The 23,975-nt window shown below is 66.6% G+C and carries 23 protein-coding genes; 9 read left to right on the top strand and 14 right to left on the bottom strand.

Translation table 11 applies throughout. From position 1 onward, the window contains the following. The first annotated feature begins 101 nt into the window (after positions 1 to 101). Together ACV229_RS24255 and ACV229_RS24250 are read left to right on the top strand one after the other, a co-directional pair. A complete protein-coding gene (locus ACV229_RS24255; protein ID WP_448085762.1) occupies positions 102 to 443 on the top strand; it encodes a winged helix-turn-helix transcriptional regulator in 342 nt (113 codons plus the stop codon). 313 nt (positions 444 to 756) lie between these two features. Further along, positions 757 to 2,142, top strand: a complete 1,386-nt coding sequence (locus ACV229_RS24250; RefSeq protein ID WP_448085637.1) for an MFS transporter — start codon at positions 757 to 759, stop codon at positions 2,140 to 2,142. Positions 2,143 to 2,361: 219 nt separating this feature from the next. Here the strand turns inward: ACV229_RS24250 and ACV229_RS24245 are convergent, their stop codons facing one another. The 4 genes from ACV229_RS24245 to ACV229_RS24230 form a co-directional block, all read right to left on the bottom strand. Then, positions 2,362 to 3,438 (bottom strand): C45 family autoproteolytic acyltransferase/hydolase, encoded by a 1,077-nt coding sequence (locus ACV229_RS24245; RefSeq protein ID WP_448085636.1) that lies wholly within the window; start codon positions 3,436 to 3,438, stop codon positions 2,362 to 2,364. 172 nt (positions 3,439 to 3,610) lie between these two features. Continuing rightward, complete coding sequence (locus ACV229_RS24240; RefSeq protein WP_448085635.1) at positions 3,611 to 5,200, bottom strand: DUF3138 family protein; 1,590 nt, start codon at positions 5,198 to 5,200, stop codon at positions 3,611 to 3,613. An 87-nt stretch (positions 5,201 to 5,287) separates the two neighbouring features. Continuing rightward, the gene (locus ACV229_RS24235; RefSeq protein ID WP_448085634.1) at positions 5,288 to 6,406 is read right to left on the bottom strand and encodes a polyamine ABC transporter substrate-binding protein; all 1,119 of its coding nucleotides are present in this window, start codon (positions 6,404 to 6,406) and stop codon (positions 5,288 to 5,290) included. 202 nt (positions 6,407 to 6,608) lie between these two features. Continuing rightward, positions 6,609 to 8,366: an amidohydrolase gene (locus ACV229_RS24230; protein WP_448085633.1), complete on the bottom strand. Its 1,758-nt coding sequence runs from the start codon at positions 8,364 to 8,366 to the stop codon at positions 6,609 to 6,611. A gap of 321 nt (positions 8,367 to 8,687) precedes the next feature. Between ACV229_RS24230 and ACV229_RS24225 the strand changes: the two genes are divergently transcribed. Then, positions 8,688 to 9,524 (top strand): helix-turn-helix transcriptional regulator, encoded by an 837-nt coding sequence (locus ACV229_RS24225; protein ID WP_448085632.1) that lies wholly within the window; start codon positions 8,688 to 8,690, stop codon positions 9,522 to 9,524. A gap of 235 nt (positions 9,525 to 9,759) precedes the next feature. Here ACV229_RS24225 and ACV229_RS24220 read toward each other — a convergent pair whose 3' ends face one another. The 4 genes from ACV229_RS24220 to ACV229_RS24205 form a co-directional block, all read right to left on the bottom strand. Next, positions 9,760 to 10,680, bottom strand: coding sequence for a LysR family transcriptional regulator (locus ACV229_RS24220; protein ID WP_448085761.1), 921 nt, complete (start codon positions 10,678 to 10,680; stop codon positions 9,760 to 9,762). 127 nt (positions 10,681 to 10,807) lie between these two features. Next, complete coding sequence (locus ACV229_RS24215) at positions 10,808 to 10,972, bottom strand: hypothetical protein (protein WP_448085631.1); 165 nt, start codon at positions 10,970 to 10,972, stop codon at positions 10,808 to 10,810. A gap of 154 nt (positions 10,973 to 11,126) precedes the next feature. Then, positions 11,127 to 12,581, bottom strand: a complete 1,455-nt coding sequence (locus tag ACV229_RS24210; protein ID WP_448085630.1) for an NAD(P)/FAD-dependent oxidoreductase — start codon at positions 12,579 to 12,581, stop codon at positions 11,127 to 11,129. 201 nt (positions 12,582 to 12,782) lie between these two features. Then, on the bottom strand, positions 12,783 to 13,127 hold the full coding sequence (locus ACV229_RS24205; protein WP_448085629.1) for a cupin domain-containing protein: 345 nt from the start codon (positions 13,125 to 13,127) through the stop codon (positions 12,783 to 12,785). 188 nt (positions 13,128 to 13,315) lie between these two features. Here ACV229_RS24205 and ACV229_RS24200 point away from each other — a divergent pair, with 188 nt between their 5' ends. The 3 genes from ACV229_RS24200 to ACV229_RS24190 all read left to right on the top strand — a co-directional run bounded on the left by ACV229_RS24200 (position 13,316) and on the right by ACV229_RS24190 (position 16,897). Continuing rightward, positions 13,316 to 14,191: a helix-turn-helix transcriptional regulator gene (locus ACV229_RS24200; protein WP_448085628.1), complete on the top strand. Its 876-nt coding sequence runs from the start codon at positions 13,316 to 13,318 to the stop codon at positions 14,189 to 14,191. 247 nt (positions 14,192 to 14,438) lie between these two features. Then, positions 14,439 to 15,389, top strand: coding sequence for an agmatinase (gene speB, locus ACV229_RS24195; protein ID WP_448085627.1), 951 nt, complete (start codon positions 14,439 to 14,441; stop codon positions 15,387 to 15,389). A gap of 23 nt (positions 15,390 to 15,412) precedes the next feature. Further along, a complete protein-coding gene (locus tag ACV229_RS24190) occupies positions 15,413 to 16,897 on the top strand; it encodes an aldehyde dehydrogenase family protein (RefSeq protein ID WP_448085626.1) in 1,485 nt (494 codons plus the stop codon). Here the strand turns inward: ACV229_RS24190 and ACV229_RS24185 are convergent. Beyond that, a complete protein-coding gene (locus ACV229_RS24185; RefSeq protein WP_448085625.1) occupies positions 16,861 to 17,163 on the bottom strand; it encodes a hypothetical protein in 303 nt (100 codons plus the stop codon). The genes ACV229_RS24190 and ACV229_RS24185 overlap by 37 nt on opposite strands. A gap of 52 nt (positions 17,164 to 17,215) precedes the next feature. Between ACV229_RS24185 and ACV229_RS24180 the strand changes: the two genes are divergently transcribed. Then, complete coding sequence (locus ACV229_RS24180; protein WP_448079959.1) at positions 17,216 to 17,419, top strand: cold-shock protein; 204 nt, start codon at positions 17,216 to 17,218, stop codon at positions 17,417 to 17,419. Positions 17,420 to 17,878: 459 nt separating this feature from the next. Beyond that, complete coding sequence (gene infA, locus ACV229_RS24175; protein WP_448085624.1) at positions 17,879 to 18,145, top strand: translation initiation factor IF-1; 267 nt, start codon at positions 17,879 to 17,881, stop codon at positions 18,143 to 18,145. Between the two features lie 158 nt (positions 18,146 to 18,303). On the opposite strand, the gene ACV229_RS24170 is transcribed toward infA, so the two are convergent. The 5 genes from ACV229_RS24170 to ACV229_RS24150 form a co-directional block, all read right to left on the bottom strand. Beyond that, on the bottom strand, positions 18,304 to 18,771 hold the full coding sequence (locus ACV229_RS24170) for a YaiI/YqxD family protein (protein WP_448085623.1): 468 nt from the start codon (positions 18,769 to 18,771) through the stop codon (positions 18,304 to 18,306). Positions 18,772 to 18,917: 146 nt separating this feature from the next. Next, positions 18,918 to 19,352: a GNAT family N-acetyltransferase gene (locus ACV229_RS24165; protein ID WP_448085622.1), complete on the bottom strand. Its 435-nt coding sequence runs from the start codon at positions 19,350 to 19,352 to the stop codon at positions 18,918 to 18,920. 355 nt (positions 19,353 to 19,707) lie between these two features. Next, positions 19,708 to 21,099 (bottom strand): sodium:solute symporter family protein, encoded by a 1,392-nt coding sequence (locus tag ACV229_RS24160; protein WP_448085621.1) that lies wholly within the window; start codon positions 21,097 to 21,099, stop codon positions 19,708 to 19,710. Between the two features lie 16 nt (positions 21,100 to 21,115). Beyond that, positions 21,116 to 21,325 carry a DUF3311 domain-containing protein gene (locus tag ACV229_RS24155; RefSeq protein WP_448085620.1) on the bottom strand — a complete coding sequence of 70 codons (210 nt, stop codon included), beginning with the start codon at positions 21,323 to 21,325 and terminating at the stop codon, positions 21,116 to 21,118. A gap of 4 nt (positions 21,326 to 21,329) precedes the next feature. Next, positions 21,330 to 22,769 carry an amidase family protein gene (locus ACV229_RS24150; protein ID WP_448085619.1) on the bottom strand — a complete coding sequence of 480 codons (1,440 nt, stop codon included), beginning with the start codon at positions 22,767 to 22,769 and terminating at the stop codon, positions 21,330 to 21,332. A 205-nt stretch (positions 22,770 to 22,974) separates the two neighbouring features. Between ACV229_RS24150 and ACV229_RS24145 the strand changes: the two genes are divergently transcribed. Beyond that, entirely contained in the window at positions 22,975 to 23,904 is a 930-nt protein-coding gene (locus ACV229_RS24145) for a LysR substrate-binding domain-containing protein (RefSeq protein ID WP_448085618.1), read from the top strand. Positions 23,905 to 23,975 lie beyond the last annotated feature (71 nt).

Below are 23,975 nucleotides of genomic sequence, written 5' to 3'. Positions count from 1 at the left end.
GTCGCGACGCGGGCGCTAATATTACGCATCGAAGCGCCAAAGAAAAGACGGCAGTAGTTTGTGCCGTAGTCACAAAAACATTACCGACCCAGCCTGAACGAATGAAAACGAGTGCGACCGGATGTTCCGTCGAAGAAGCGATGCGCCTGCTCGGCGGCCGCTGGCGGCTGCTGCTGGTGTCCTACCTGCTGGACGGACCGAAGCGCTTCAGCGACCTGCGCCGCGACGTGCCCGGCATCTCGCAGCGGATGCTGACGCTCGACCTGCGCGCGCTGGAAGATGCCGGACTGGTGCGACGCACCGTGCACCCGGAGGTGCCGGTCAAGGTCGAGTACGACCTGACCGAAGACGGCAACCGGATGAGACCTGTCGTCGAAGTCATGCGCGAGTTCGGTCTGTGGTTGAAGGCGCGCGATGCCGAAACGGCATGCGCGGATGGCTGATGACGATGGCGCGCACGACCGCCGGATAGCACAGCGTCCGGCGTCCTGCGGCGGCGGCGGCGGCGGCGGCGGCGGCGGCGGCGGCGGCGGCAACGCATCATCGGTCACGCACGTCTTCAACAGGATCGTCCGATCGCCGCACACGGCCATTCCCAAATATTGAAACGTCTTCATCCCATTTATAGGGATGCCTATCCAGATGTTGACGCTCGCGAGCCCACGGCTCTAACGTTCGCTCCACGACATCGCATGCCGCCGGGAACCGGACACCGTCCGGCTCCCGGCTGCGCATCAAAATATCTGGAGACGACAAGTGGCCAACCTCGCGTCACGCACACGCGTCGCGCCGCCGGAAGAACGGCACGCGCACACCGCCGCACCCGACGGCATCGCAACCACCGCAACCCGCTCGACAACCGCGCCGCCCACCCGTAAGCGGATGCTGATCCTCGCGCTGCTGTTCATCACCGTCGTGATCAACTATCTTGACCGCAGCAACCTGTCGATCGCCGCGCCCGAGCTGTTTCGCGAACTGAACATCGATGCCGTGCATGCGGGCCTCGTCTTCTCGGCGTTCGGCTGGACCTATGCGCTGATGCAGATTCCCGGCGGCTGGCTCGTCGACAAGGTGTCGCCGCGCGTGCTCTATGCGGCCGCGCTCGTGCTGTGGTCCGCCGCGACGCTGCTGCTCGGTCTCGCCGGCTCGTTCGTCGGCTTGATCGTGCTGCGGCTTGCGGTCGGCGCGCTCGAAGCGCCTGCATATCCGATCAACAATCGCGTCGTCACGACGTGGTTCCCGACCCGCGAACGCGCGACCGCGATCGGCTGCTACACGTCAGGACAGTTTGTCGGCCTCGCGTTCCTGACGCCGGTCCTCGCGTGGCTGCAAGTGCATCTCGGCTGGCACATGGTGTTCGTCGCGACGGGGCTCGCGGGCATCGCGTGGGCCGCGATCTGGTATGCGCTCTATCGCGAACCGCGCGCGATGCGCGGCGTCAACGCGGCGGAAATCGGCCTGATCCGCGACGGCGGCGGGCTCGTCGATCTCGACGACCGCATCTCTGCCCGCAGCGAACGTGCGACGTCGACGTGGCGCGACCTCGGCCTCGTGCTGAGCCAACGCAAGCTGTGGGGCGTCTATCTCGGCCAGTTCGCGCTCAATTCGACGCTGTGGTTCTTCCTGACGTGGTTCCCGACCTATCTCGTCAAGTACCGTGGAATGGACTTCATCAAGTCCGGCTTTCTCGCGTCGCTGCCGTTCCTCGCCGCGTTCGTCGGCGTGCTGTGTTCCGGCTTCCTGTCGGACTGGCTGATCCGCCGCGGCGCGTCGCAAGCGTTCGCGCGCAAACTTCCGATCATCTCGGGCCTGCTGATCTCGACCAGCATCATCGGCGCGAACTACGTGAGCTCGACCGGCTGGGTGATCGCGTTCATGACGATCGCGTTCTTCGGCAACGGCTTCGCGTCGATCACGTGGTCGCTCGTGTCGGGGCTTGCTCCTGCGCGCCTGATTGGCCTCACCGGCGGCATGTTCAACCTGATCGGCAACCTCGCCGCGATCGCGACGCCGATCGTGATCGGGCTGCTCGTCAATGGCGCGGACTTCTCGCGCGCGATCACGTATATCGCCGCGATGGCATTCGCCGGCAGCCTGTCCTACGTGCTGCTCGTCGGCAAGGTCGAGCGTATCGACGCGTAAGCGGCGCGGGCGGCGCACGCGTCCTCGCCTCATTGGTGCTTCGTTGTTACCTCGTTGATGCCTCGCCGCCGTGTAGCCGCCGTGTAGCCGCCTTGTGGCCGCCTTGTGGCCGCCTTGTGGCAGCCTTGTCGCCGCCTCGTTGCCGCCTCGTTGCCGCCTCGTCCCGATGTGCTGCCGCATTGCTTGCGGCGGCACATCGCCATCACCAGCCCACCCGCGTCAGAACCGCCGGAAACCGTCCCGCGCGAGATCGTGCGGATTCCCCGCGATGTAGTCGAGCGCGCAGCCGTCGGTATCGATTCCGACCGTCAGCAGCGTTTCCCAGCGCTCGGTATCGGGCATCGTCATGTCCGGGTGGAAGCACACCACCGCCTGGTCGCCGGCCGCGCCGCACATCGCTTCGGCGCGCGCGCGCACGTCGGCGCCCGTCATCCCCGTCACGACGTCGTTCAGGTGCGCGAAGCGTTCGCGCGTCGTCGAGCTGTCGGGCATGCATTCGCCGGCGCTCAGCGCGCGGTCGAGGAAGTGGTTCGTATGCAGCAGCCAGCCGTCCGGTCGCGGCACGACAATGCCGACGCCGGCCGGGCTCATCTCGATGCTCGCCGCGCGCGGATTCGCGTCGTGCCGCGAGAACACAGTCAGCACCGTCGACGCGCTCACGCGCGTGCTGCGCGCGAGCTCGATCGCTTCGCGCACGGTGGTCGCTTCTTCGAGAATCCGCCGCGCGATCGCATGCACCGGCACGCCGGCGCTGTCGTTGTCGCTGGCGTGATGCAGGATGTTGAAGTGCAGCCCGAGCCCTGCGCTGTTCACGCCGAGCTTCGCGAGCATCCCGAATTCGGAGAACAGCTTGACGGTATGTCCGCGCCGCGTCGCGAGCTTCAGCAGCAGCCCCTGCGGCGCGAGGCTGTCGTGCCAGTCCCAGGTCTGCAGCGTGCGCGGCGCGTGCGGGCCGGCCGGCGCGTAGACGGTCGTCGTGCATTCGCCTTCGGCGGACGCGGGCGCGGTCGCGAGAATCTCGGTACGCGCGTTCAGGCTCGCGAGCTGCCAGCGCGGCAGCGCGGCGCCGTCCGCGATCGCGTGGACTTCGTCTGCAAGGTCCGGACACCACGCGTCGAGCGATGCGAGGCTGCCTTCCCCGATCGTGCGAACGCGCCGCGGATCGATGCCGAGCTTCGGGAAAAAGTCGAGGTAGAGCGCGACCGTCTGCCGGATCTCGTCCGCAAAGCGTTCGCCGATCTGGCGGCCGCGCGCGCGTGGATCGGCGGTGTCGGTCACGAAGGTGTGCAACTTCACGTTTGAAACTCCTGTATTGAATGACGGTCGGGGTTGACGTCGTTTCGTGCCCGACCGGAGCATGCCGCGCGCGGCGCGGCGGTACGCGCCGATGCCGGCCGCCGGCCAGACGCAGGCCGGCATGCCGCCGCCGGCCGCGCCCGCACGCCGTCCGGCAACGGCGTCAGAACGATCAGAACGAGTAGATGAACTGCATGCCGGCGAGATCGTTGCTGCGCGAGTAGTCGCCGTTGCTCTTCAGGAACACCGGATGATTCGCCGCGTCGTGGCGATACTCGAGCTTCACGGTGATCTGCTGCGTCGGATAGAACAGCAGGTCCGCCGTGATCGCATAGCGCTGCGCGCCCTTGCACTCGGTGCCGTTGGTCGCCGAGCTCCGGAAGCACGCCGGATCGATGCCGAAGCCGCTCGTTCCGTTCACCGACGGGTTGCCGCCCGCGAGCCCGTACTGGATGTTGGTCCCGCCGCCGCCGTTCGCGGTGTCGTTCAGGTAGTCGAAGCGCAGCGTCGCGCCCATCCGGCCGACCCACGACGACGTCCACTTCGTATGCCCGAGCAGCGACATCCCGTACCACCGCGCGGTGCCGCCGTTCCACGCGCCCTTCTGCAGCTCGCCGTAGTCGACCTGCGCGTTGATCTGCGTCTTGTCGTGCGTGTACGTCATGTCGGCCTCGACGTACTTGTAGAGTCCGAACGGCGACGACGCATTGCACTGGTAGCCGTAGCCGCCCGCCTGCGCGCACGGCGAGAACAGCGTCTGCCGGCCGAGCATGCCGGAGATGCCGAAGTCGTACGCGGTCGACGTCGCGTTGTCGAAGCGCGCGGTGATCGTCGGCGTCCAGTTGGTCTTCGTCGTGTTGTTCGCCGCATTCGCGATCGCGCCGGCGGTGCGCAGCACTTCGTTGCCGACGACCACCTGCCAGAAGCGCGTCTGCGCGGCGTTCGAACCCTTGAGGCCGACGCCGATCAGGTTGCCGGGCTCGCTGAAGTCGTACAGCAGCCCGTGCGTGAGCGTCAGCATCTGGTTCGACGGCTGCACCTCGTAGCCGGCGAGGCTCGGCATCATCCCGACCTCGAACGTCTTCGTCGTGCTGAGCGGCACCGTCACCAGCGCCTGCGTGACGATGTTGTTGCCGACGCCGCCGTGCGCGTTGCTGAACACGTTGCCGAAGCCGCGGTTCGGCTGGATCACGATCTCGGCCGACGGCGCCATCGGGCCGACGCCGAAGGTCTTCTTGATGTCGAGATAGACGTCGCCGATCGTGCTGTTGTAGTAGTCGTACGCACCCGGATCGTGGTTCAGGAACTGGAACCCGGACGTGTGCTGCGCGCGGTTGTACACGTATAGCGGATCGACGTAGCCCGTGATGCTCAGGCCCGCGAGCGGCCCGGTCGTCGCCGCTTCCTGCAGCGTGTCGACCTTCAGCGACGCGTTCGCGATCTGCTCGCGCATCTGCTGCAGGTCGTCGTTCGAGAACGCGGGCGCTGCGTCTGACGCCGACGAGGAAGCGACGCCCGCCGCGGTGCTCACGGAGCCGATCTGTGCCGTGCCCGAACCGGCAGCGGCAGTCGTGCCCGCCGCCGGCGCCTTCGATGCGACGATGCTCGCGCGCAGTTCGTTCACCTGCTGCTGCAGCGCGGCGATCTGCGCCGCCATCGCCTTCATCCTGCTCGCGTCCGTGGTCTGCCGGGGTTCGTGCGCGAATGCCGACGCGGCTTCGAACGCGAGCACGCACAGCGCCGTCATGTGTCTGATTTTCATGTCGAGGTGGTCGTAGGGACGAGCGCGCCCCTGCCCGCCGCCGGGGGCGGCGGGGCACGCAAAGGAAGTTCGGGGAATCGGGCGGGCTTAGTCGGTCTTCAGCTTGGTCCAGAGACGGTTCTGGAGCCGCATCAGATCGGGGGGAATCGGCTTGCTGAGGCTCAGCTTGCGGATCACGTCGGCGGGCGGGAACACGGCCGGATCGCTCGTCACTTCGGCGCGCACGAGGCGCTTCGACGACGGCACCGCGGACGCATACGACGTGTCGTTGGTCAGGTTCGCGCTCTCCTTCTCGGACAGTACGAAGTTGACGAACTTGAGCGCGGCGTCAGGATGCGGCGCGTCCTTCGGGATCGCCATCATGTCGAACCACAGCGCGCTGCCTTCGCTCGGAATCACGTACTTGATGTGATACGGCTTGTGCGCGCCGGCCGCCGCGATGCGCGCCGAGTTCACGTCGCCCGACCAGCCGAGCGCGAGGCAGATGTCGCCGCCCGCGAGGTCGTTGATGTAGCTGCTCGAGTTGAACTGCGTGATGTACGGCCGGACGGTCTTCAGCAGCTCGTACGCGGCCTGGTAGTCAGCGGGGTTCGTCGTGTTCGGATCCTTCTTCATGTAGACGAACGCCATCCCGAACACGTCAACCGGCGAATCGAGCACCGAGATCCCGCAGTGCTTGAGCTTCTGCGCGTACTTCGGGTCGAACAGCAGCGACCAGCTGTCGGTCGGCGCGTCGTTGCCGAGCGCCGCCTTGACCTTCTCGACGTTCATCCCGAGCCCGTCGGTGCCCCACGTCCACGGAATGCCGAACTGGTTGCCCGGATCGTCCTTCGCGAGCGCCTTCATGATCTCCGGATCGAGCAGCCCGTAGTTCGGCACCTGGCTCTTGTCGATCTTGCGGAAGATGCCCGCCTGAATCTGGCGCGCCCAGAAGATGTCGGACGGCACGACGACGTCGTAGCCCGACGTGCCCGACAGCAGCTTCGCCTGCAGCGTCTCGTTCGAGTCGAACTCCTGGTAGACGACCTTGATGCCCGTCGCCTTCTCGAAGTTCGCGACCGTGTCCTTGCCGATCGAGTTGCCCCAGTTGTACACGTTGACGACCTGGTCGGCCGCCCGCGCGGCCGGCGCGCCGAACCATGCGACACCGCCGAGCGCGAGCGCCGCGCATGCGGTCTTCAGTTGCTTCTTCCAATCCCCTGCCATTTCGGGTTTCCTCCGTGGATGTCATCGGCCGCTCGTGGCGAACGGCACGTTGTTTCGGTCTGGAAAATTTAGCCAGAGGAAATCGGCCGGTCTGCCCTGCCAATAGGGGGACACGCCGCAGAATCGGCGCCGCATGCCCAAGCGCGATGCACGGACACACGGAAAAACAGAAAGGAACACGAAAGAATGGGTCATGATGCCGTCAGGCTGCCACGTGCGCAGCCGCCGTGATATCGGCAATAGCGACAATAGCTGCCTGCTCGGCAAACGCCGCGCCGACGTGCGTGACGCCACCGTCCATCATCGTCAGCGCGACGTCGATGCGGCCGATGTCGTACTGGCCGACTTCGAACAGGTCGTTCTCGAGCACGACGAGGTCCGCGCGCTTGCCGACCGTCAGCGAGCCGATCTCGTGCTCCATCCCGAGCTGGTAAGCACCGTGGATCGTATAGGCGGCGATCAGCTGCGGGATGCTGAGACGCTCGGCGATGTCCGGGAACACCGGCGCGTGCGGCTCGCCCGCGAGCTGCCGCGTGTGGCCCGACTCGATATGCTCGAGCGGCTTGTGCTGGCAGCGGCACTGGCACGCGAGGCCGTCCATGCCGATCGACACCGTCACGCCTTCGTCGAGGAACGTGCGGAACTTGTACATGTTGCTCCAGCGTTCATGGCCGTAATGGTCGCGCAGCTGCTCCGTATACGCGTCGACCACGCCCCACTGGAGTTGCGTGTTCGCCATCACGCCTGCGCGGCGGAAGCGCGGGATGTCGTCCGGATGCGTGAGGAACGCGTGCGTGATCACATGGCGGCGGTCGCGCGGCGGGTTCGACCGGTTGACCTGCTCGAAGCCGTCGAGCGCCATCCGCACGGCCGCGTCGCCGACGCAATGCACCATCACGTTCGCATTCGCGCGATCGGCTTCGACGAGATAGCGGTTGAACGTGGCGGCCGGCATCGTCGGCGCGCCGCAGGTGTCGGGGCGGTCCGCGTACGGTTCGAGCAGGTACGCGGTGTGGTTCGCCTCGGTGCCGTCGAGGAACAGCTTCAGCGCGCGCGCCTTCACGAGCGGCGAGTCGTATTGCGCGCGATACCGGACGAGCGTGCCGACCGGATCGTCGATCTCGCCGATCACCGCGACGCTGCCGACCACGCGCAGCTTCAGGTCGCCCGCGCGCTCCATCGTCTGCAGCGTCTCGAACAGCAGCGACTGGTCGCCGCTCGCGTCGAAGAAGCCCGCGTCGAACACCGTCGTCACCCCGGCCGCGCAGAGCTTGTTCTGCCACGGCGGAATCGACTTCAGGTACAGGTCGATGCCGGTCGGCAGCAGGCCGGCCGCGCTCAGGCGCTGCATCAGCAGCGAATACGCGGCGCCGTCGACGACGAGGCCGGTCGGCTCGCCCGTGACGGGATCCTTGTCGAACCAGCTCGCGCCCTCCTGCACGGGCGGCGTCGACGCATCGATGCCGGCAATCTCCAGCGCCTTCGAGTTCACCCACATCGAATGGAAATCGGTGGACAGCAGGCATACCGGGCGATCCGCGCAGATCGCATCGAGCGTTTCCTTGCGCAGCATCGCGGGCGGAATCGTCGCCTGGATCCAGCCCATCCCGGTGATCGCCGGCTCGTCCGGATGCGACGCGACGTAGTCGCGCAGCGCGGCGAGCACCTGCTGCGGATCCTCGTAGTTCACGAACGCCTGGTACGCGAACGCGGTCGTCTCGAAGTGCCAGTGCGACTCGACGAAGCCCGGCAGCACGAGCCTGCCGCCCGCGTCGACGACTTTCGTATTCTCGCCGACATGCGCCTGCACGGCCGCCGTATCGCCGACGAACACGATCCGCCCGTCGCGCACGGCGATCGCCTGCGCCCACGGCCGGTGCGCATCGACGGTGTAGATCTTCGCGTTGGTCAGGACGACATCCGCGTGCGCCGCGGTGCCGCCAGTGGATTGAATCTGCATGCCGGGTCCCTTTCTGTACAGAGGTATCGAGGTGTCGAAGTTTCGAAGTGCTTTCGACTATAGACAGACGAATGCGACGGGTCTGCCCCCCCAATGCAGGGGCTCGCCGCGATTTCATGCGCCCCCTCTGCCAGCAGCGACAAGCGTATTCGCAGCGTCACGCGCCGCGCGAGTGGCCGCTCTCTCGTGACAACGCATGCGCGTTCCATAGGTAAACAGCTTCTGGCCGCAGCGACACGGCCGTATCCGGTAAATTCCCGGCTGACGCGCACGCGCGACTCGCGTAATGTCACCCCGTTTTCCGTCCGTCTGCCCTCGACCATGCGACTCCTCCAACCCGACCCGGCCGGCTCCGGCCAGTACCTGATCGGCATCCGTCCCGACATGCTCGGCGCCACGATCCAGTCGGTCGGCACGACCGGCTTCGTCGGCGCGGTCGCCGCGTTCGTCAACGACAGCATCGCCGCGGACGCCGTGCATCTCGAGCGCTGGCGCGCGAGCACGGACAGCGCATCGGGCTTTCTCGTCGAATGGCTCGGAAGCGGCAGCGGCAGTACGCGCTACGTGGCGGACACGCTGCGCGTGATGGACCTCTACTACCAGGACTACTGCCACGCCGATCCGCTGTTCGCGCCGCTGCGCGGCAAGGCCGGCACGCTGCTCGTGCAGCGCCATATCGACGGCCTCGCGGAAAGCGATTTCCGCCGCCGGATCTTCGACGAACCGGGCATCGCGCAGGAATGCGTGCTCGTGCACGGCAACGCGCACGTCCAGTACGCGCTCGGGCTCGCGCGCGTCGGCGGGCAGGCTGCGTTCAGCACCGACGAGCTGTTTCACCTCCGGCAGATGGTCGGCCTGCTGTTCCCGATGTTCGAGCTGCACGCGCGCACGTGCGCGGCGCGCCGGATTGCGTCGGTGTCGACGACTGCCGCATCGCATGCGGGTTTCGATGCGCGGCTCGAGCGGCAGGGCGTGCGGCTGTCGCGCCGCGAACACGACATCTGCCAGCTGCTGCTGTGCGGGCGCTCGGTGCCCGAAGCGGCGCAACAGCTCGATGTGAAGCTGTCGACCGCCGAGTCGTATGTGAAGCGCGCGTTCGCGAAGCTCGGCGTGCGCACGCGCCGCGAGCTGTTCGACTGGGTGCTGGTCGACGGCTGACGGGCGGCGGGCGCACGCGCAACGCGCCGCGCTGCGTAGCAGCCCTCCGCTGCAGCCCTTTGTTCGAGCCCTTCGCTGCTGCCCTTCGTCGCAGCTTTTCGTTGCAGCCTTTCGTCGCAGCCTTTCGTTGCAGCCTTTCGTTGCAGCCTTCGTCGCAGCCCTTCGTTGCAGCCTTCGTCGCAGCCCTTCGTTGCAGCCTTCGTCGCAGCCCTTCGTCGCAGCCTTCGTTGCCGCACTACGCGGCTTGCAGCACCGCCTTGATATTGAACGCGCGCAGCAGGTCCTCGCAGAACGCGTCGACGATCGGCTTGTCGGTCGCGCTGCGCTTCATCGCGAGATGCAGCGGCACGTCGAAGCCGAACGTGTCGCGGCCGACCGCCCGCACGAGGCCGCGCTGCTCGAACGGCTCCGCATGATGCGCGGGCAGGTAGCCGAGATGCCCGCCCGACAGGATCAGGATCGTCGCCGCCTCGATGCTGTCCGCGCTCGCGGTCACGTGCCGCTCGGGCAGCGGGCATTGCTCCTCCGGCACCGGGTAGGTGCGCCACACCCAGTCGTACGCCTGCAGGTCGTCGGCCGTGACCGGACGCGACGCGTGAAACAGCGGATGCCCGCGCCCGCAGTAGATCACCTGTCGTTCGGTGAAGAGGGGCGTGTACAGGAGCCCCGGCACGCGATGCCAGAAATAGCCGATCGCGAGATCGAGCTGGTTGTTGACGAGGCTTTCCTCGAGCTCCTGCGGCGACGCGACCTTCATCGCGAAGCGCACGGCCTGGTCGCGCTTGCGGAACGCGCCGATCGCCTCCGCGACGCGCGCGTTCTCGACGAGCGGCGCCTGGCCGATCAGGCCGATCGACAACGTGCCGACCAGCTTGCGGTCGATGTCGCGCACGCGCGCGACGAACTCGGACGTCGCCGTCACGAGCGTGCGCGCGGTCGCCGCGAAGCGCTCGCCCTTCGACGTCAGGCGAAAGCCGCCGCGTCCGCGCTCGCAGAGCTTGAAGCCGACGCGCGCCTCGAGCGCGGAGAGCTGCGTGCTGATCGTCGACTGCCGCACGCCGAGCGACGCTTCGGCGGCGGTAATGCCGCGTGCGTCGACGACGGCGAGAAACACCCGGATGAGCCGGAGATCGAGATCGGTCGTATTCGAGAACATGCTGACTGCCACTGCGCATCCGCGCGTTTGCGGGCCCGGCGCGCTTGCTGCGCGCACCGCCGGCTGCCGCCGCCGATGAAACCGTTCGGCCGCGCGCCGCCATCGGCATCGGCGCGCGCCGCATCCGTCATTCAGGTGTTGCCGCGAGCGCGGGGGCGACGCCGAACGCCGCGGGCCGCAGCCGCCCGTAGCAGAGGAACGCGAGCGCGCCCCGCGCGCCCCATGCGGCGCTGAGCGCCGGGAACACGTATGCGAGCAGCAGCATGCTCCACAGCACCTGCCCCATCAGCATCGTGCCGAGGTTGCGCTCCGGCGCGCGCGAGTACGACAGGTAGCGCAGCGCGATGCCGTTCAGGCTGCCCGAGCCGACCTACTCTCGCTGCCCGTCGTGCGGGCAGTCTCCTCCATCTTCTCTCGCGGCGGCCCGGCCCAGGCCACCGCACGCATTACATCGGGAAACCCATCCCCTTGATGCCGTTGATCCACGCGCGCTTCCAGCCGCCTTCTTCATCCGCGCCGTCGAACGCATGGAACGTGATCTTCGCGGCGACCCAGCGCATCGGCTCGGGCGGGATGTAGCTCGGGCTCTGGTTCGCGATGTCGAGCTTGCGTTCGGGGCTGTCGCGATCGAACAGGATGTTGAGCCCCATGAACGCGCCGAACCGGCTCGCGGCGACGCCGAACCCCGTGTAGCCGGCGACGAACACCGCCTTGCCGCCGAGATAGCGCTTCGCGAACACCGAGCCGCGCGAGCAGTAGTCGATCGGGCCGCCCCACGCGTGCGAGAAGCGCACGTCGCTCAATTGCGGGAACGTGCGGTAGAACGCCTGCGCGAGCCGGTGGTAGGTGTCGCGCTGGCCATCCTGGTGCGGATCCGGATGACCGTCGAAGTGATAGCTGACGAGACCGCCGAAGATGATGTTGTTGCGCTTCGTCAGGCGGAAATAGTTGAGCTGCGTGCGCGTGTCGTAGATGCCCTGGCGGTTCTTCCAGCCGATCCGCGCGAGCTGCTCGCCGGTGAGCGGCTCGGTCGCGAGCACGTGGTCGCGCACCTGCATCACGCGGCGGTTGATGTCGGGAATCCCGACCTTCGCGGTGCCGCTGCCGAACACGACGCGCGGCGCGCGCACGCTGCCCTTCGGCGTCGTCACGCGCACGGTGTCGCCTTCGTCGGTGACCGTCGTGAGCGGCGTGTGCTCGTAGAGCCGCACGCCGAGCGACAGCGCCGCGCGCTTCAGCCCCCACGCGAGCTTCGCCGGATGCACGATGCCGCTGCGGTTGCGCGACCACAGCGCGCCCGCGAACAGCGGCGAATCGAGCTGCGCGCGCGTCTCGTCGCCGTTCAGCAGCACGACGTCGTGTCCGTATTGGCGGTGCAGGTCGTAGTCGCCGCGCAGGTGCGCGACGTGGTCGGGGTCGACCGCGACCGTCATCTCGCCGTTCCATTCGATGTCGGCATCGATGTCGTAGCGCTTCAGCGTCTCCTCGAAGCCGTCGAGATTGTGATGACCGAATTCCTCGAGCTGCGCGATGTCGTTCGGAAACACGCGCACCGCGTTCGGCAGGCCATGCATCACCGACGTCGAGATGATGCCGCCCGCGCGGCCCGACGCGCCGTGCGCGACCTTGCCCGCTTCGATCAGCACCACGTTCAGGTGCGGCATCTGCTCCTTCGCCTGCACCGCCGACCACAGCCCCGTGAAGCCGCCGCCAATGATCAGCAGGTCGGCCGTCGTGTCGCCGACGAGTTCCGGCTCGGCCGCCGGCGCGGCCGGGTTGTCGAGCCAGTACGGGAACAGCTTCGTGTCGGCGAGCGCCTTTTCGACGCTCAATGCGACCGGCGCACCACGCGTCGCGCGGGCCGGTGCCGTCTGTTTCGCTTCCTGCACTTCCATTTTCATGATCTCAACCATCACACATTGCATCCCGGCGCCTGCACTGCGGGATGCGTCGATACGCAGCATCGACGCATCCCGCACCGCATGAACGGGCGAGTCCTGCCGGGCGCGGCACGACAGACTTCGCTTGCAAAGGATCGAATGCGCAACCGTCGCCGGGCGCGCGTCACACGGACGACATCACCGCGGCGGCGATCGCGGGCATCACGCCTTTTCGAGCAGCACGTAGAACTTCTTCGCGTCCTCGATCGTTTCCCAGCGGCCCGCGAAACCGGCCGGCAGCAGGTAGCCCTGGCCCGGCGCGAATTCCTTGCGGTTACCCTCGACGTCGGTCAGCGCGATCCGGCCCTCGACGAGCCACACGGCTTCGTCGGCGGCGGTCTCCGGGAAGTCCACCGAGCCGACCTTGCCTTCCCACCAGCCGATGATGTAGTTGCCGCTCTTGCCTTCCGCCGCGCGCCAGTCGCTTTCGTCCATGCCGAAGTCCAGCTTCGTGAATTCGCCCACGTTCGCGCCGAGCGGCAGGATGTCCTTGATCAATTTAGTCATCTGAATCTTTCGTCTCGTGATTGAAGAAGCAGAGACAAAGTTACGCATTTGCGCTGCCCCGGTATGCCCCCCTTCAGGGGGGACAAGCGGCGTTTTCCGGATCGGGCGGTGCATGGCGGTATTTCCCCTGACAGACGCGTGCCGTCGCGAACGCTACAATCCCCGGGCTTTTCACCCCGGGGAACCGCATGCTGCTCAACGTGAACCCCTTTCATCGCGACAACGACACCTGCAACGTGTCGTTCAAGTCGTTGGGCGACCTGATCGAAACCGTCGGCACGCCGCATTTCGTGCCGCGGCTGACCCAGTTGCTGAACCAGGTGATTCCGCTCGCCGTCGCGCACGTCGAGCGCTCGCGCGTCGACGTGTCGATGCCGACCGGCTACCGCTGCGAATGGATCGGCAGCAGCGGCATCGGCACTGAATCGGCAGAGATCTCGGACGTGATGACGCTCTACTACGAGCGCTTCCTCGACAGCGACCCGCTGTTCGCGGACCTGCGCGGCAAGACGGGCACGCTGCTCGTCGTGCGCGACATCGCGGCGATCCCGCCCGGCGAATTCCGTCAGCGCCTGTTCGACGACGTGCGGATCGCACACGAATGCGTGCTCGCGCGCGGCACCCGCTACTCGCAGCATTCGATCGCGATCGAGCGCGGACGCGACCAGCCGCCGTTCACGCTGGCCGAGATGAACCGCTTTCGCAGCGTCAGCGACTTCCTGTTCCCGCTGCTCGAGCTGCATGCATCGACCACCGCCGCGCGGCGCGTCGCCCATCCGATGCCGGATACCCATCCGCTCGCGCTGTTCGACGCGCGGCTCGCGGCCGACGGGATCCACCTGTCGAAGCGCGAATACGAAACCTGCAAGCACCTGCTGTCCGGCAAGACCGTGCCCGAGGCGGCCGGCATCCTCGGCGTGCGCGTTGCGTCGGCCGAGTCGTATGTGAAGCGCGCATTCGCGAAGCTCGGCGTGCGCACGAAGCGCGAACTCGCCGCATGGGGCAGCGCCGCGCCGGGCCCGGTCGCAATCGACCCGATCGTGGGCGCGTCGATCACGGGCTGAGCCGCGCCGTCGGCCGCAGCGGCGCAGCACATCGCCGCGCATCGCCACGGCAAGCCACGGCAAGCCGCGACCAGCCGCACCAAGGCGCCGGACGAATCCCGCCGCGGGCCGGATCGGCAGACGGTCGCGACGCATCGGCTTGCATCGAGACCCGTCGATGTAAACGTTGCGACTTCAAAATCTTCGCGCGCGGGTTCTCCTCTACCATCGGCCGATCGCTTTTCACCAGACAGAGGAGACGGCCCCGATGCACCGCGAATTCAATCAGCCGATGGGCGGCAACGAGATGCCGCGCTTCGGCGGCATCGCCACGATGATGCGCCTGCCGCAGGCCACGACGACCGACGGGCTCGACGTCTGCTTCGTCGGCGTGCCGCTCGATCTCGGCACGTCGAACCGCTCCGGCTCGCGCTTCGGCCCGCGCCAGATCCGGTCGGAGTCCGTGCTGCTGCGCCCGTACAACATGGCGACGCGCGCTGCGCCGTTCGATTCGCTGCAGGTGGCCGACATCGGCGACGTCGCGACCAACCCGTACGACCTGAAGGACTCGGTGCGCCGCATCGAGGAGGCCTACGACGCGATCGTCGCGAACGGCTGCCGGCCGATCACGCTCGGCGGCGACCACACGATCGCGTGGCCGATCCTGCGCGCGCTGCACCGCAAGTACGGCAAGGTCGCCGTCGTGCACGTCGATGCGCACGCGGACGTGAACGACACGATGTTCGGCGAGAAGATCGCGCACGGCACACCGTTCCGCCGCGCGGTGGAGGACGGCCTGCTTCAGTGCGACAAGGTCACGCAGATCGGCCTGCGCGGCACTGGCTATCACGCGGACGATTTCGACTGGTGCCGCCAGCAGGGCTTCACCGTCGTGCAGGCGGAAGAATGCTGGAACACGTCGCTCGCGCCGCTGATGGCGCAGGTGCGCGAGCGCGTCGGCGATACGCCCGTCTATCTGAGCTTCGACATCGACGGCCTCGATCCGTCGTTCGCGCCGGGCACCGGCACGCCGGAAGTCGGCGGGCTGACCGTGCAGCAGGGCCTCGAGATCGTGCGCGGCATGAAGGGCCTCAATATCGTCGGCGCGGATCTCGTCGAAGTGTCGCCGCCTTACGACCCGGTCGGCACGACCGCGCTCGTCGGCGCGAACCTCGCGTTCGAGATGCTCTGCGTGATGCCGGGCGTCGCCTACCGTTGAACCCGACCGACAGGATCACACTCATGTCCACCGCACCGCTTTCACACGCCGCCGACACGACGCTCGTGCTGCCGGCCGCCCGCGTCGCCGGCCGGCACGTGCATGCGCACGCCGGCCACGTCGGCGCGCCACTTCACGACGCGTCGACCGGCGCCACGATCGGCTGGCAGGAATTCGCGTCCGTCGCGCAGGTCGACAGCGCGGTACGCGCCGCGCGCGACGCGTTCGCCGGCTGGCGCGACACGCCGCCCGCCGCGCGCGGCAAGATCCTCGCGAAGATCGCCGAACTGGTCGAAGCCGACCGCGCGCGACTCGCGGCGCTGCAGATGCAGGTCAGCGGCAAGCCGCCGTTCGAGGCCGACGCCGATGTCGGCGACGTCGCCGCGACGTTCGCGTACTACGCGGCGCTGTGCGACGACGCGGCGGCGTTCGCGGCCGAACCCGTCGCGCTGCCGAGCGACACGGTCACGGCCGAGCGCTTCCACGATCCGGTCGGCGTCGCCGCGCTGATCGTGCCGTGGAACTTCCCGATGGTCACGACCGCATGGAAGCTCGCGCCGGCGCTCGCAGCCGGCTGCACGGTCGTGCTCAAGCCGTCGGAGCTGACGTCGCTCGCCGAACATGCGCTGATCGACATCGTCGCCGAGGCCGGCGTGCCGGACGGCGTGGTGAACATCGTGAACGGCGGCGCCGACGTCGGCGCGGCGCTGACCGCGCATCCGCTGATCGACAAGATCTCGTTTACCGGCAGCACCGCCGCCGGCAAGAAGGTGATGCGCACCGCGGCCGACGAGATGAAGCGCGTGACGCTCGAGCTCGGCGGCAAGTCGGCACTGATCGTGCGCGACGACGCCGATCTCGATGTCGCCGTCCCGCTCGCCGTGGCCGGCGCGTTCACGAACGCGGGCCAGATGTGTTCGGCCACCGCGCGCATTCTCGTGCACGACAGCCTGTATCGGAGCTTCATGGCCGCGTTCGAGACGGCGGTGCGCGCGCTCGTCGTCGCGCCGCCGGACACGGCGCAGGTCGCGATGGGGCCGCTGATCTCGGCCGCGCAGCGCACGCGCGTCGAGGCGCTGCTGCAGCAAGGCATCGACAGCGGTGCGCAGGTGGCGTTCAGCGGCCGCGTCGTGGATGCGGGCGGCGACGGCTACTTCATGGCCCCCGTCGTGATCGCCGAGCCGGCCGCCGACAACGTGCTGTGGACCGATGAAGTGTTCGGCCCGGTCGCGAGCGTGAAATCGTTCCGCACCGACGACGAGGCGATCGCGCTCGCGAACGACACGCGCTACGGGCTCGTCGCGACCGTCGTCACGCGCGATGCGGAGATCGCGAAGCAATTCCAGGCGCGCGTACGCGCGGGGCTCGTGTGGATCAACGCGCCGCAGCTCATCTATCCGCACGTGTGCTGGGGCGGGTTCGGGCTCAGCGGGATCGGGCGCGAGCTCGGCATGGCCGGGCTGCGCAGCTATCAGGAGTTGCGCCACGCGATGCGGGCGATCGGTTGATCGTCGGCTTCGCGCAGCAAGCCGCCAGCGGCGCCGCGCGTGACAGCGCGGCGCCGACGCGCATCATGCTGACGGGGTACGACCTCCATAACGAGACGGCAGAAAAAGCCTGGAGGCAGCCCGTTCGGGCCCGCTTGTTCGAGCATTTCCTTGACAAAACACCGCACATCGCGTATGGTCGGCAGCCAAAGCATCCAAGACGCACGATTGCTCATCCTTTGCCGCCACTCGCGGCTCTCGTTGGTCTCTCCTTCTTGATTCTTCATTCGCCCTTTTTTCGAGGGCGTGTCTCTTATTTGTCTGTTTAAGGAATATCTAGTGGAAACCGGTACCGTCAAGTGGTTCAACGACACCAAGGGCTTTGGCTTCATTACGCCGGACAAGGGCGGTGACGACCTGTTCGCACACTTCTCCGAAGTGCGCGGCACGGGCTTCAAGACGCTCGCCGAAGGCCAGAAGGTCAGCTACGAAACGAAGCGCGGCCCGAAAGGTCTCCAGGCTTCGAACATTACGCCGCTGTAACGTTTCCGGATCGCGCCCGCCCCGCCCGGGGCGGCGCGATTCTCTCGCCTCGAACCGTGGCAGTCATACGCCACGCGTGCCCGCTTTCTTTTCTTGCATCCATGCTTTCCTGCCCCGCAGGCTGAAGGCGTGGTGTCAATGGCTCAGCCGGTGTTTGTTGCTTGTTCGACATCAGGTTCCTGCCGACAGGCTGCGAACCACGCGCACGCATCGCGCACGTCGATCGGGCATGCATCCCGGAAAACCTGAAGCCGTATCGGATCGCCAGGTTACGGTGCCCTGAGTGCGTCGTTGCTTGCTGGCCCGGGTTGTTCGCGCAGATCCGCATGCGTCACATGTGTGAAATGCGCCGGACATCCACAAGTTGCAACATCACCCCGCGTAGAAGCGATGCAGTGATCGGCGGCATGTGCCGACAGCCTGCATTGACGCGGCATTACGCTCACTGGAGGAATTGATTTGGCAAAGGAAGAGTTGCTGGAACTCGACGGGGTCGTCGACGAAGTGCTGCCGGACAGCAAATACCGTGTCACGCTCGAGAACGGCGTGGTGGTGAACGCCTACGCATCGGGCCGCATGCGCAAGAATCACATTCGCATTCTCGCGGGTGACCGCGTCACGCTGGAGTTGTCGGTCTACGATCTGTCGAAAGGACGCATCAACTTCCGGCACAAGGACGAGCGTGCCACTGGCGGGATGCCGCGCACCGCCATGCGCCGCCGTTAAGCGTACGCGGAACGTACGCCAGAAGGTCGTCGCCCGCGATGATCGCAGACGGCGCCTGCGTGGCGAGCGCCGCCAAAGCCGCGACCCGTCCTCGCGGCTTTGGCGGCGCGAGTTGCTGCATCGGGTAGCGCGCCAATGCGTACGAACGACGACGAATATCAATCCGCTCCGCGACGCGGCGTGCCGTGACGCGCGAGAAAGCGATCGAGCTGGCCCGCAAATGCCTTGCCGTCGCGCGCGCTGAAGGGTGGCGGACCACCCGTATCGATGCCGGCACTGCGCAGTTGATCCATCATGTCGCGCACCGACAGTCGTTCCTTGATGTTTTCTCGTGAAAACCAGCTTCCGCGCGGATCGAGCACATGTGCGCCCTTGTCGAGTACCGCGGCGGCGAGCGGGATGTCGGCGGTAATCACGAGATCGCCTGACTCGGCCAGCTCGACGATGCGCGCATCTGCCACGTCGAAACCCGCCGGCACCTGGATCGACCGGATGAACGGGGACGGCGGCGTACGCAAATATTGGTTCGCAACCAGCGTCACCGGTATTTCGGCACGACGTGCGGCCCGAAACAGGATGTCCTTGATGACGGCGGGACAGGCGTCTGCGTCGACCAGTACTTGCATGAAGGCAATTCCGCTGCGTTAAAAGACGATCATATACCAGCGGCGTCGGCGGTCTTGCCGCGGCTCAGGACGACACTACCGAAAGCCGCCGCGCGGATTCGCGCGCGAAGGTCCGCCAGTGCGCGTCATCCCGCTTTCGCCGGCACTCAGAGTTCTTTCACCATGAACACGCGCGCGGCCCCGGATGGCTCGCACGGCACTTCGCCGAACACGCGATAGCCGTGCTTCTCGTAGAACGCGGGCGCCTGGAACGAGATCGTGTAGAGCACGGCGCGCGCGCAACCGCGCTGCTTCGCCTCCGCTTCGGCCGCATGCAGCAGCCGGCTGCCGAGACCGTCCTTGCGCAGCGATTCGGGCACGTACAGCAGATCGACGAAGAACAGCCCCAGCGACGTGCGACCGACCAGCCCGCCCAGCACTTCCCCGGTCTTCGGGTCGGTCACGTAGACGTCGAGCGCCGTGTTGTCGGGCTGGTTGGTAATCGCGTTGTTGTAGTCGTTGAGCTTGCTGCTGATGAGGTCTCGGGCGGTCGGCTGCCCGACGGCGGTCAGCCGGATTTCGATGTCGGAATGAGCGGTCATGTAAGTGCGCAAGTAAACGACAGATTGCCGGGCCGTCGGGCCCGCCTTTGTTCAGCCCGGCTATTCTGCCATGCCAGTCCGCTCAGAACTTTTGATCGATACCGACCGAGACGCCGAGCTGACTGTGGCCTGGTTGACCGACGGACGCGTAACTGTTCACGCCGAGCGAACTGCGTCCTTCGTTCCGCGCGGTGCCGATGCTCGCATAAAGTAACGTGCGCTTGTTCAGGCAGGCGGAGCCGGCCGCTGTCAGTGTCCGGCCCGGCAGATCGACAGGCCGAGCTACGAAGGGCCGCGACGCGCCGTCGACGAGGTGACAACTGCCGATCAATCGGACACGCCGACGCCGGCGCACCTACCGCGACACCAACGCGCGTGGCGTGGCTGCGCCGAGCAGGTAATGGATCGCCGCGACAGAGGCGACGTTGACGGCCAGACAGGGCAGCCCCAGATTGATGCCGCCGAGCTGGAACTTGCCGAGATACAACATCAGCGCGAGGCCTTGTCCGACAAGCATGCCTGCCGTCACTGCCAGCGGCCGGATGCGCAGCGAGAACAGCACCGCGATCAAGCCCGGGAAGAACTGGGCGACGCCGTAGTACGTGACGTTGATCAGCGTCAGCATCAGGGTGGGCATCGCAGACGTCATCACGATCGACACCGCGAGATAGACGACGATGACGATCTTCGCCGCGCCGGTCTGCCGCTGTGCCGGAAGCGAAGGCAGCAGGTTGCGGCTCACGATCGGCCCGATTGCGAGACACATGCTGGTCAGCACGAGCAAGCCGGAGAGCGCGGCGGCAGCCGCAACGAGCCCGATAAGCCACGACGGCAGCAGCGCATTCGCCGCGACGAAGAATGCCTCGTTCGGCGAGCGCAGGTGTACGTTCTGGCTGATCGCGTAATACGCGGCGATGACGAGGAACGGATACATCAGCATGTAGAGCGGCATCGCGATCTGCGAGCGCCGGATCGTGTCGGCGCTTTTCGCGGTGAAGAACATCTGCACGCCGAATGGCATCGCGAGGAAGCCGAGCGACTGCAGCATGATCGTGCTCATCGCGAAGCGCAGTTGTTCTGCGTTCATCTGGTTGCCGACGCGCAGGCTTGCCGCGTGGAAAATCCCCTTGACGCCGACGTGTCCGGCCACTGCCAGGCCCGTTGCCACGATCGCCAGGACCATCAGGATGTCCTTCAACACCGCCACGTAGGCCGACGAACGGATCCCGGCGATCATGATGTAGGCGAACGCGAACACGCCGGCGATCAGCACCATGTGCAGCGGCTCGAATTGCCAGCCGATCCCGCGAAATGCGGCAACGAGGCCCGTGAACTGCAATTGGGCCATCGGCAGCAGAAACACGATTGACGACAGCGCGACGACGAGCTCGGTCGAGCGGCTGCGGAAATGGCCGCCGAACAGGTCCGCGAGCGTAATCGCGTTGAAGCGCTGCCCCGCTTCCCAGATCTTCGGCCCCAGAAAGTAGCCCAGCGGATACGCGAGCAGGATGTAGCCGAGAAACCAGATGCCGTAGGTTGGCCCTTTCGCATAGATGCCGCCCGCGAAGCCGACCATCGTTGCGACGCTGTAGATCTCGCCCGCCGCCAGGAAGAAGACGAGAAACGCGCCGAATTGCCTCGATGCGACGAAGAAGTCGTGCACGCTCTGTTTGCCCACGCCCCGGCGCGAGTAAAGCGCAAGGCAGAACGACAGGATGACGAATCCCACGAATACAACTGTCGACATGTGTGCCTCCGCGAAATCAGACTTCGAGCCGGGCCGCTTCGGCCGCCGGTTTGTCGAAACAGCGCCAGCAGACGAACAGGCACGCGGACGTCAGAACGAACCACGTGAACATCCACGCATAGACGAAAGGCACGCCGAACACGTAGGCATCGACGGAGGAGACCCAGGGCAGCAAGCCCAGCACGCCGAGATAAGGCACGGCGAGGCCGATCAGGAACTTGACCATGGGCTTATCGCGTCTCCTGCGCTGCCGCGTCGATCACGCCGACCGGATCGATCGGCGTGCAGATGCCCGCGCGCGCTTCGATCGCTTCGCCGGCTGCGAGACACAGCGCCTCGTGGAACCGGCCCGCGACAATCTGAACACCGGTCGGCACACCGTCGCGGATGCCGGTCGGCACGGAGAGCCCCGGCAGGCCGAGGAGCGCCGTCGCAAGCAATGGGCCTTGCGCGTCGAGGATGCGCCGGAACGCGCCGTCTCCCTGCTGATCCTCGTCGATCGCAAACGGACGCTGGCACGAAACGGGCATCAGAAGCAACGGATATTGCTGGAAAAAAGCCTGCCATTCGCGCAGCAGTCCCGTGCGTTGCGCGAGACCGTTGATGTAGCCTGCCATGTCGAGCGGTGCCGCGAGGCGGCGCTGGCTCGCGAACGCGGTGCGAATCGCCGGGTCGCCTTGCGTTTCGATCGTCTTGCCCAATCCGCCCGCTGCTTCGCTGGTGACGAGGGCCAGCCACAGTTCGCGCGCCTCGTTCAGCCTCGGCGGCGCGACCTCCGCCACCACGCATCCTGCGTCTTCGAGCCAGCGCGCGGCCTGACACACCGCATCGGTCACTGCGCCGTCGGTCGGCACGCCCGGAAGCGACGCGCATACGGCAACGCGCGTCGGAAACGGCGCGGTGGCGCCAGCCGGCGCGACGGGCATCCACCACGCGTCGCGCGGATCATCCGCGGCCATCGCCGACAACGCGAGACGCAGGTCGCCGACCGTGCGCGCGAGCGGCCCCTGAACCGACGCGAGCTGGACGGCGAGCGTCCGATCATGCGACTGTGTCGGGTTGTAAGCCGGCACACGTCCGGTCGTCGGTCGCAGCCCTGCAACGCCGCACGCGTAGGCCGGGTAGCGGATCGATCCGCCAAGATCGTTGCCGTGCGCGATCGGCCCGATGCCTGCCGCAACGGCCGCAGCAGCGCCACCGCTGGAGCCGCCCGGCGTCAGCTCCGGACGCCACGGATTCAATGTGCGGCCATACAGGTCGTTGTCGGTGAACCAGCGATACGAGAACGCCGGTGCGTTGTTGCGTCCGATGATGATAGCGCCGGCCTTGCGCAGATTCGACACCACGGGGCTGTCCTCGCGCGCGACGAGATCCCTGAAGGCTTTCACGCCGTTGGTCGTCGCGAAACCCGCCATGTCGACGTTGACCTTCACGGTGACAGGCACACCATGCAGCGGGCCGACCGGCTCGTGTCGCGCAATCGCATCGTCGGCTGCCGCGGCGGCCGACAGCGCGCAGTCGGCGAGCACATCGACGATGGCGTTGATCCGCGGATTGACATCCTCGAGCCGCTGAAGGCAGCTCTGCACGAGTTCTTTCGAAGACACGTCGCGGCGCGCGACGAGCGCCGTCATGTCGGTCGCGCTCAGGCGCCACAATTGCTGTTCCACGTTCGACTCCTCCTTGTTCTTCATCGCAATGGATTGCCGCGCATGCCCAGCCGGGTTCGCGTTGAAGGAAGCCTAACCGGACAGTTTCGATCGCATAAGACGAACGCTTTTCGGCGAAGACAACCCGTAGTTGTCAGCGCCGCCGGGCCGGACATGCGGATAGAATCGGAGGCAAACGACAGGGTGTCCGGTCGGCGGCAATGCCATGCAGTGCGCGCCGGCATTCAGACACGTGGAAGGGGACATGAAGGATCACCACTTGAGAGCGTGGCTTGCGCTGGTTGAAACCGGCAGCATTCGCGGCGCCGCACGTCATCTTCACTTGAGCCAGGCGGCGATCACCAAGGCGATCCGCGAACTGGAGCAGGATCTGGAGGCGCCGCTGATATCGCGCAGCACGCGCGGCGTCACGCTAACGGAGTGCGGTCAGCAGCTTACCGTGCGTGCACGGCTCGCCCATGCACAACTGGCGCTTGCTCGCCAGGATATCCGGCAGATTCTCGGCGGCAAGCATGGACACGTATCAATCGCGGTGACGCCGATCGTGTTCATCAGCGAGCTGCCCGCCGTGATCGAGCGCTTTCGCAAGCGCATGCCGCTGGCGAGGCTCACGGTCGACGACGGGATGATGCCGCATATCCTGCACGCGGTGCGCGATGGCTCGATCGACTTTGCAGTGGCCGCGCTGGTAGAAAGTGAAATCGGAAGCGAGTTCCATTTCGAGCCGCTGAAGAACGTGGAGATCGTGGTGGCGTGCCGGCGCGGGCATCCCCTGGAGATGGCCACCGAATGGGATCAACTCGTCGACTGTACGTGGGTGATGAACCTGTCGCCAGGCAGCCAGCACAGCAACCTGCTCGAACATCTGCGAAGAACCCGGCATGCGCTGCCGTCGTCCGTCGTCAGGGTCAATACGTTTGGCGTCGGCTGGAACCTGATGACCCGGAGCGATGCGCTGCTGTCGTGTCCGGCCGCCATGCTCGACGTCGAGCCCTATGCGGCTCAAGCGTGCCGGATACCGCTGCGCATGGCGTTCCCGTCGCTGACGCTCGGCATTCTCAGGCTGCGCGATGCGCCGCTGTCAATCGCCGCTGAAACGCTGGTCGAGCTGTTCAGACAGGAATTCGGGAACTGAAGCGGCGGGCACGCTGCGTGCCCGCCGCCCGGTTTGCATCACGCTCCGGCAACGAGCGTGTCCGTCTCAAC

This window comes from Burkholderia sp. MR1-5-21 (genome assembly GCF_053427715.1).
Note: the sequence above shows the minus strand (reverse complement) of the source record. Positions and strands in the feature narration are given on the sequence as shown.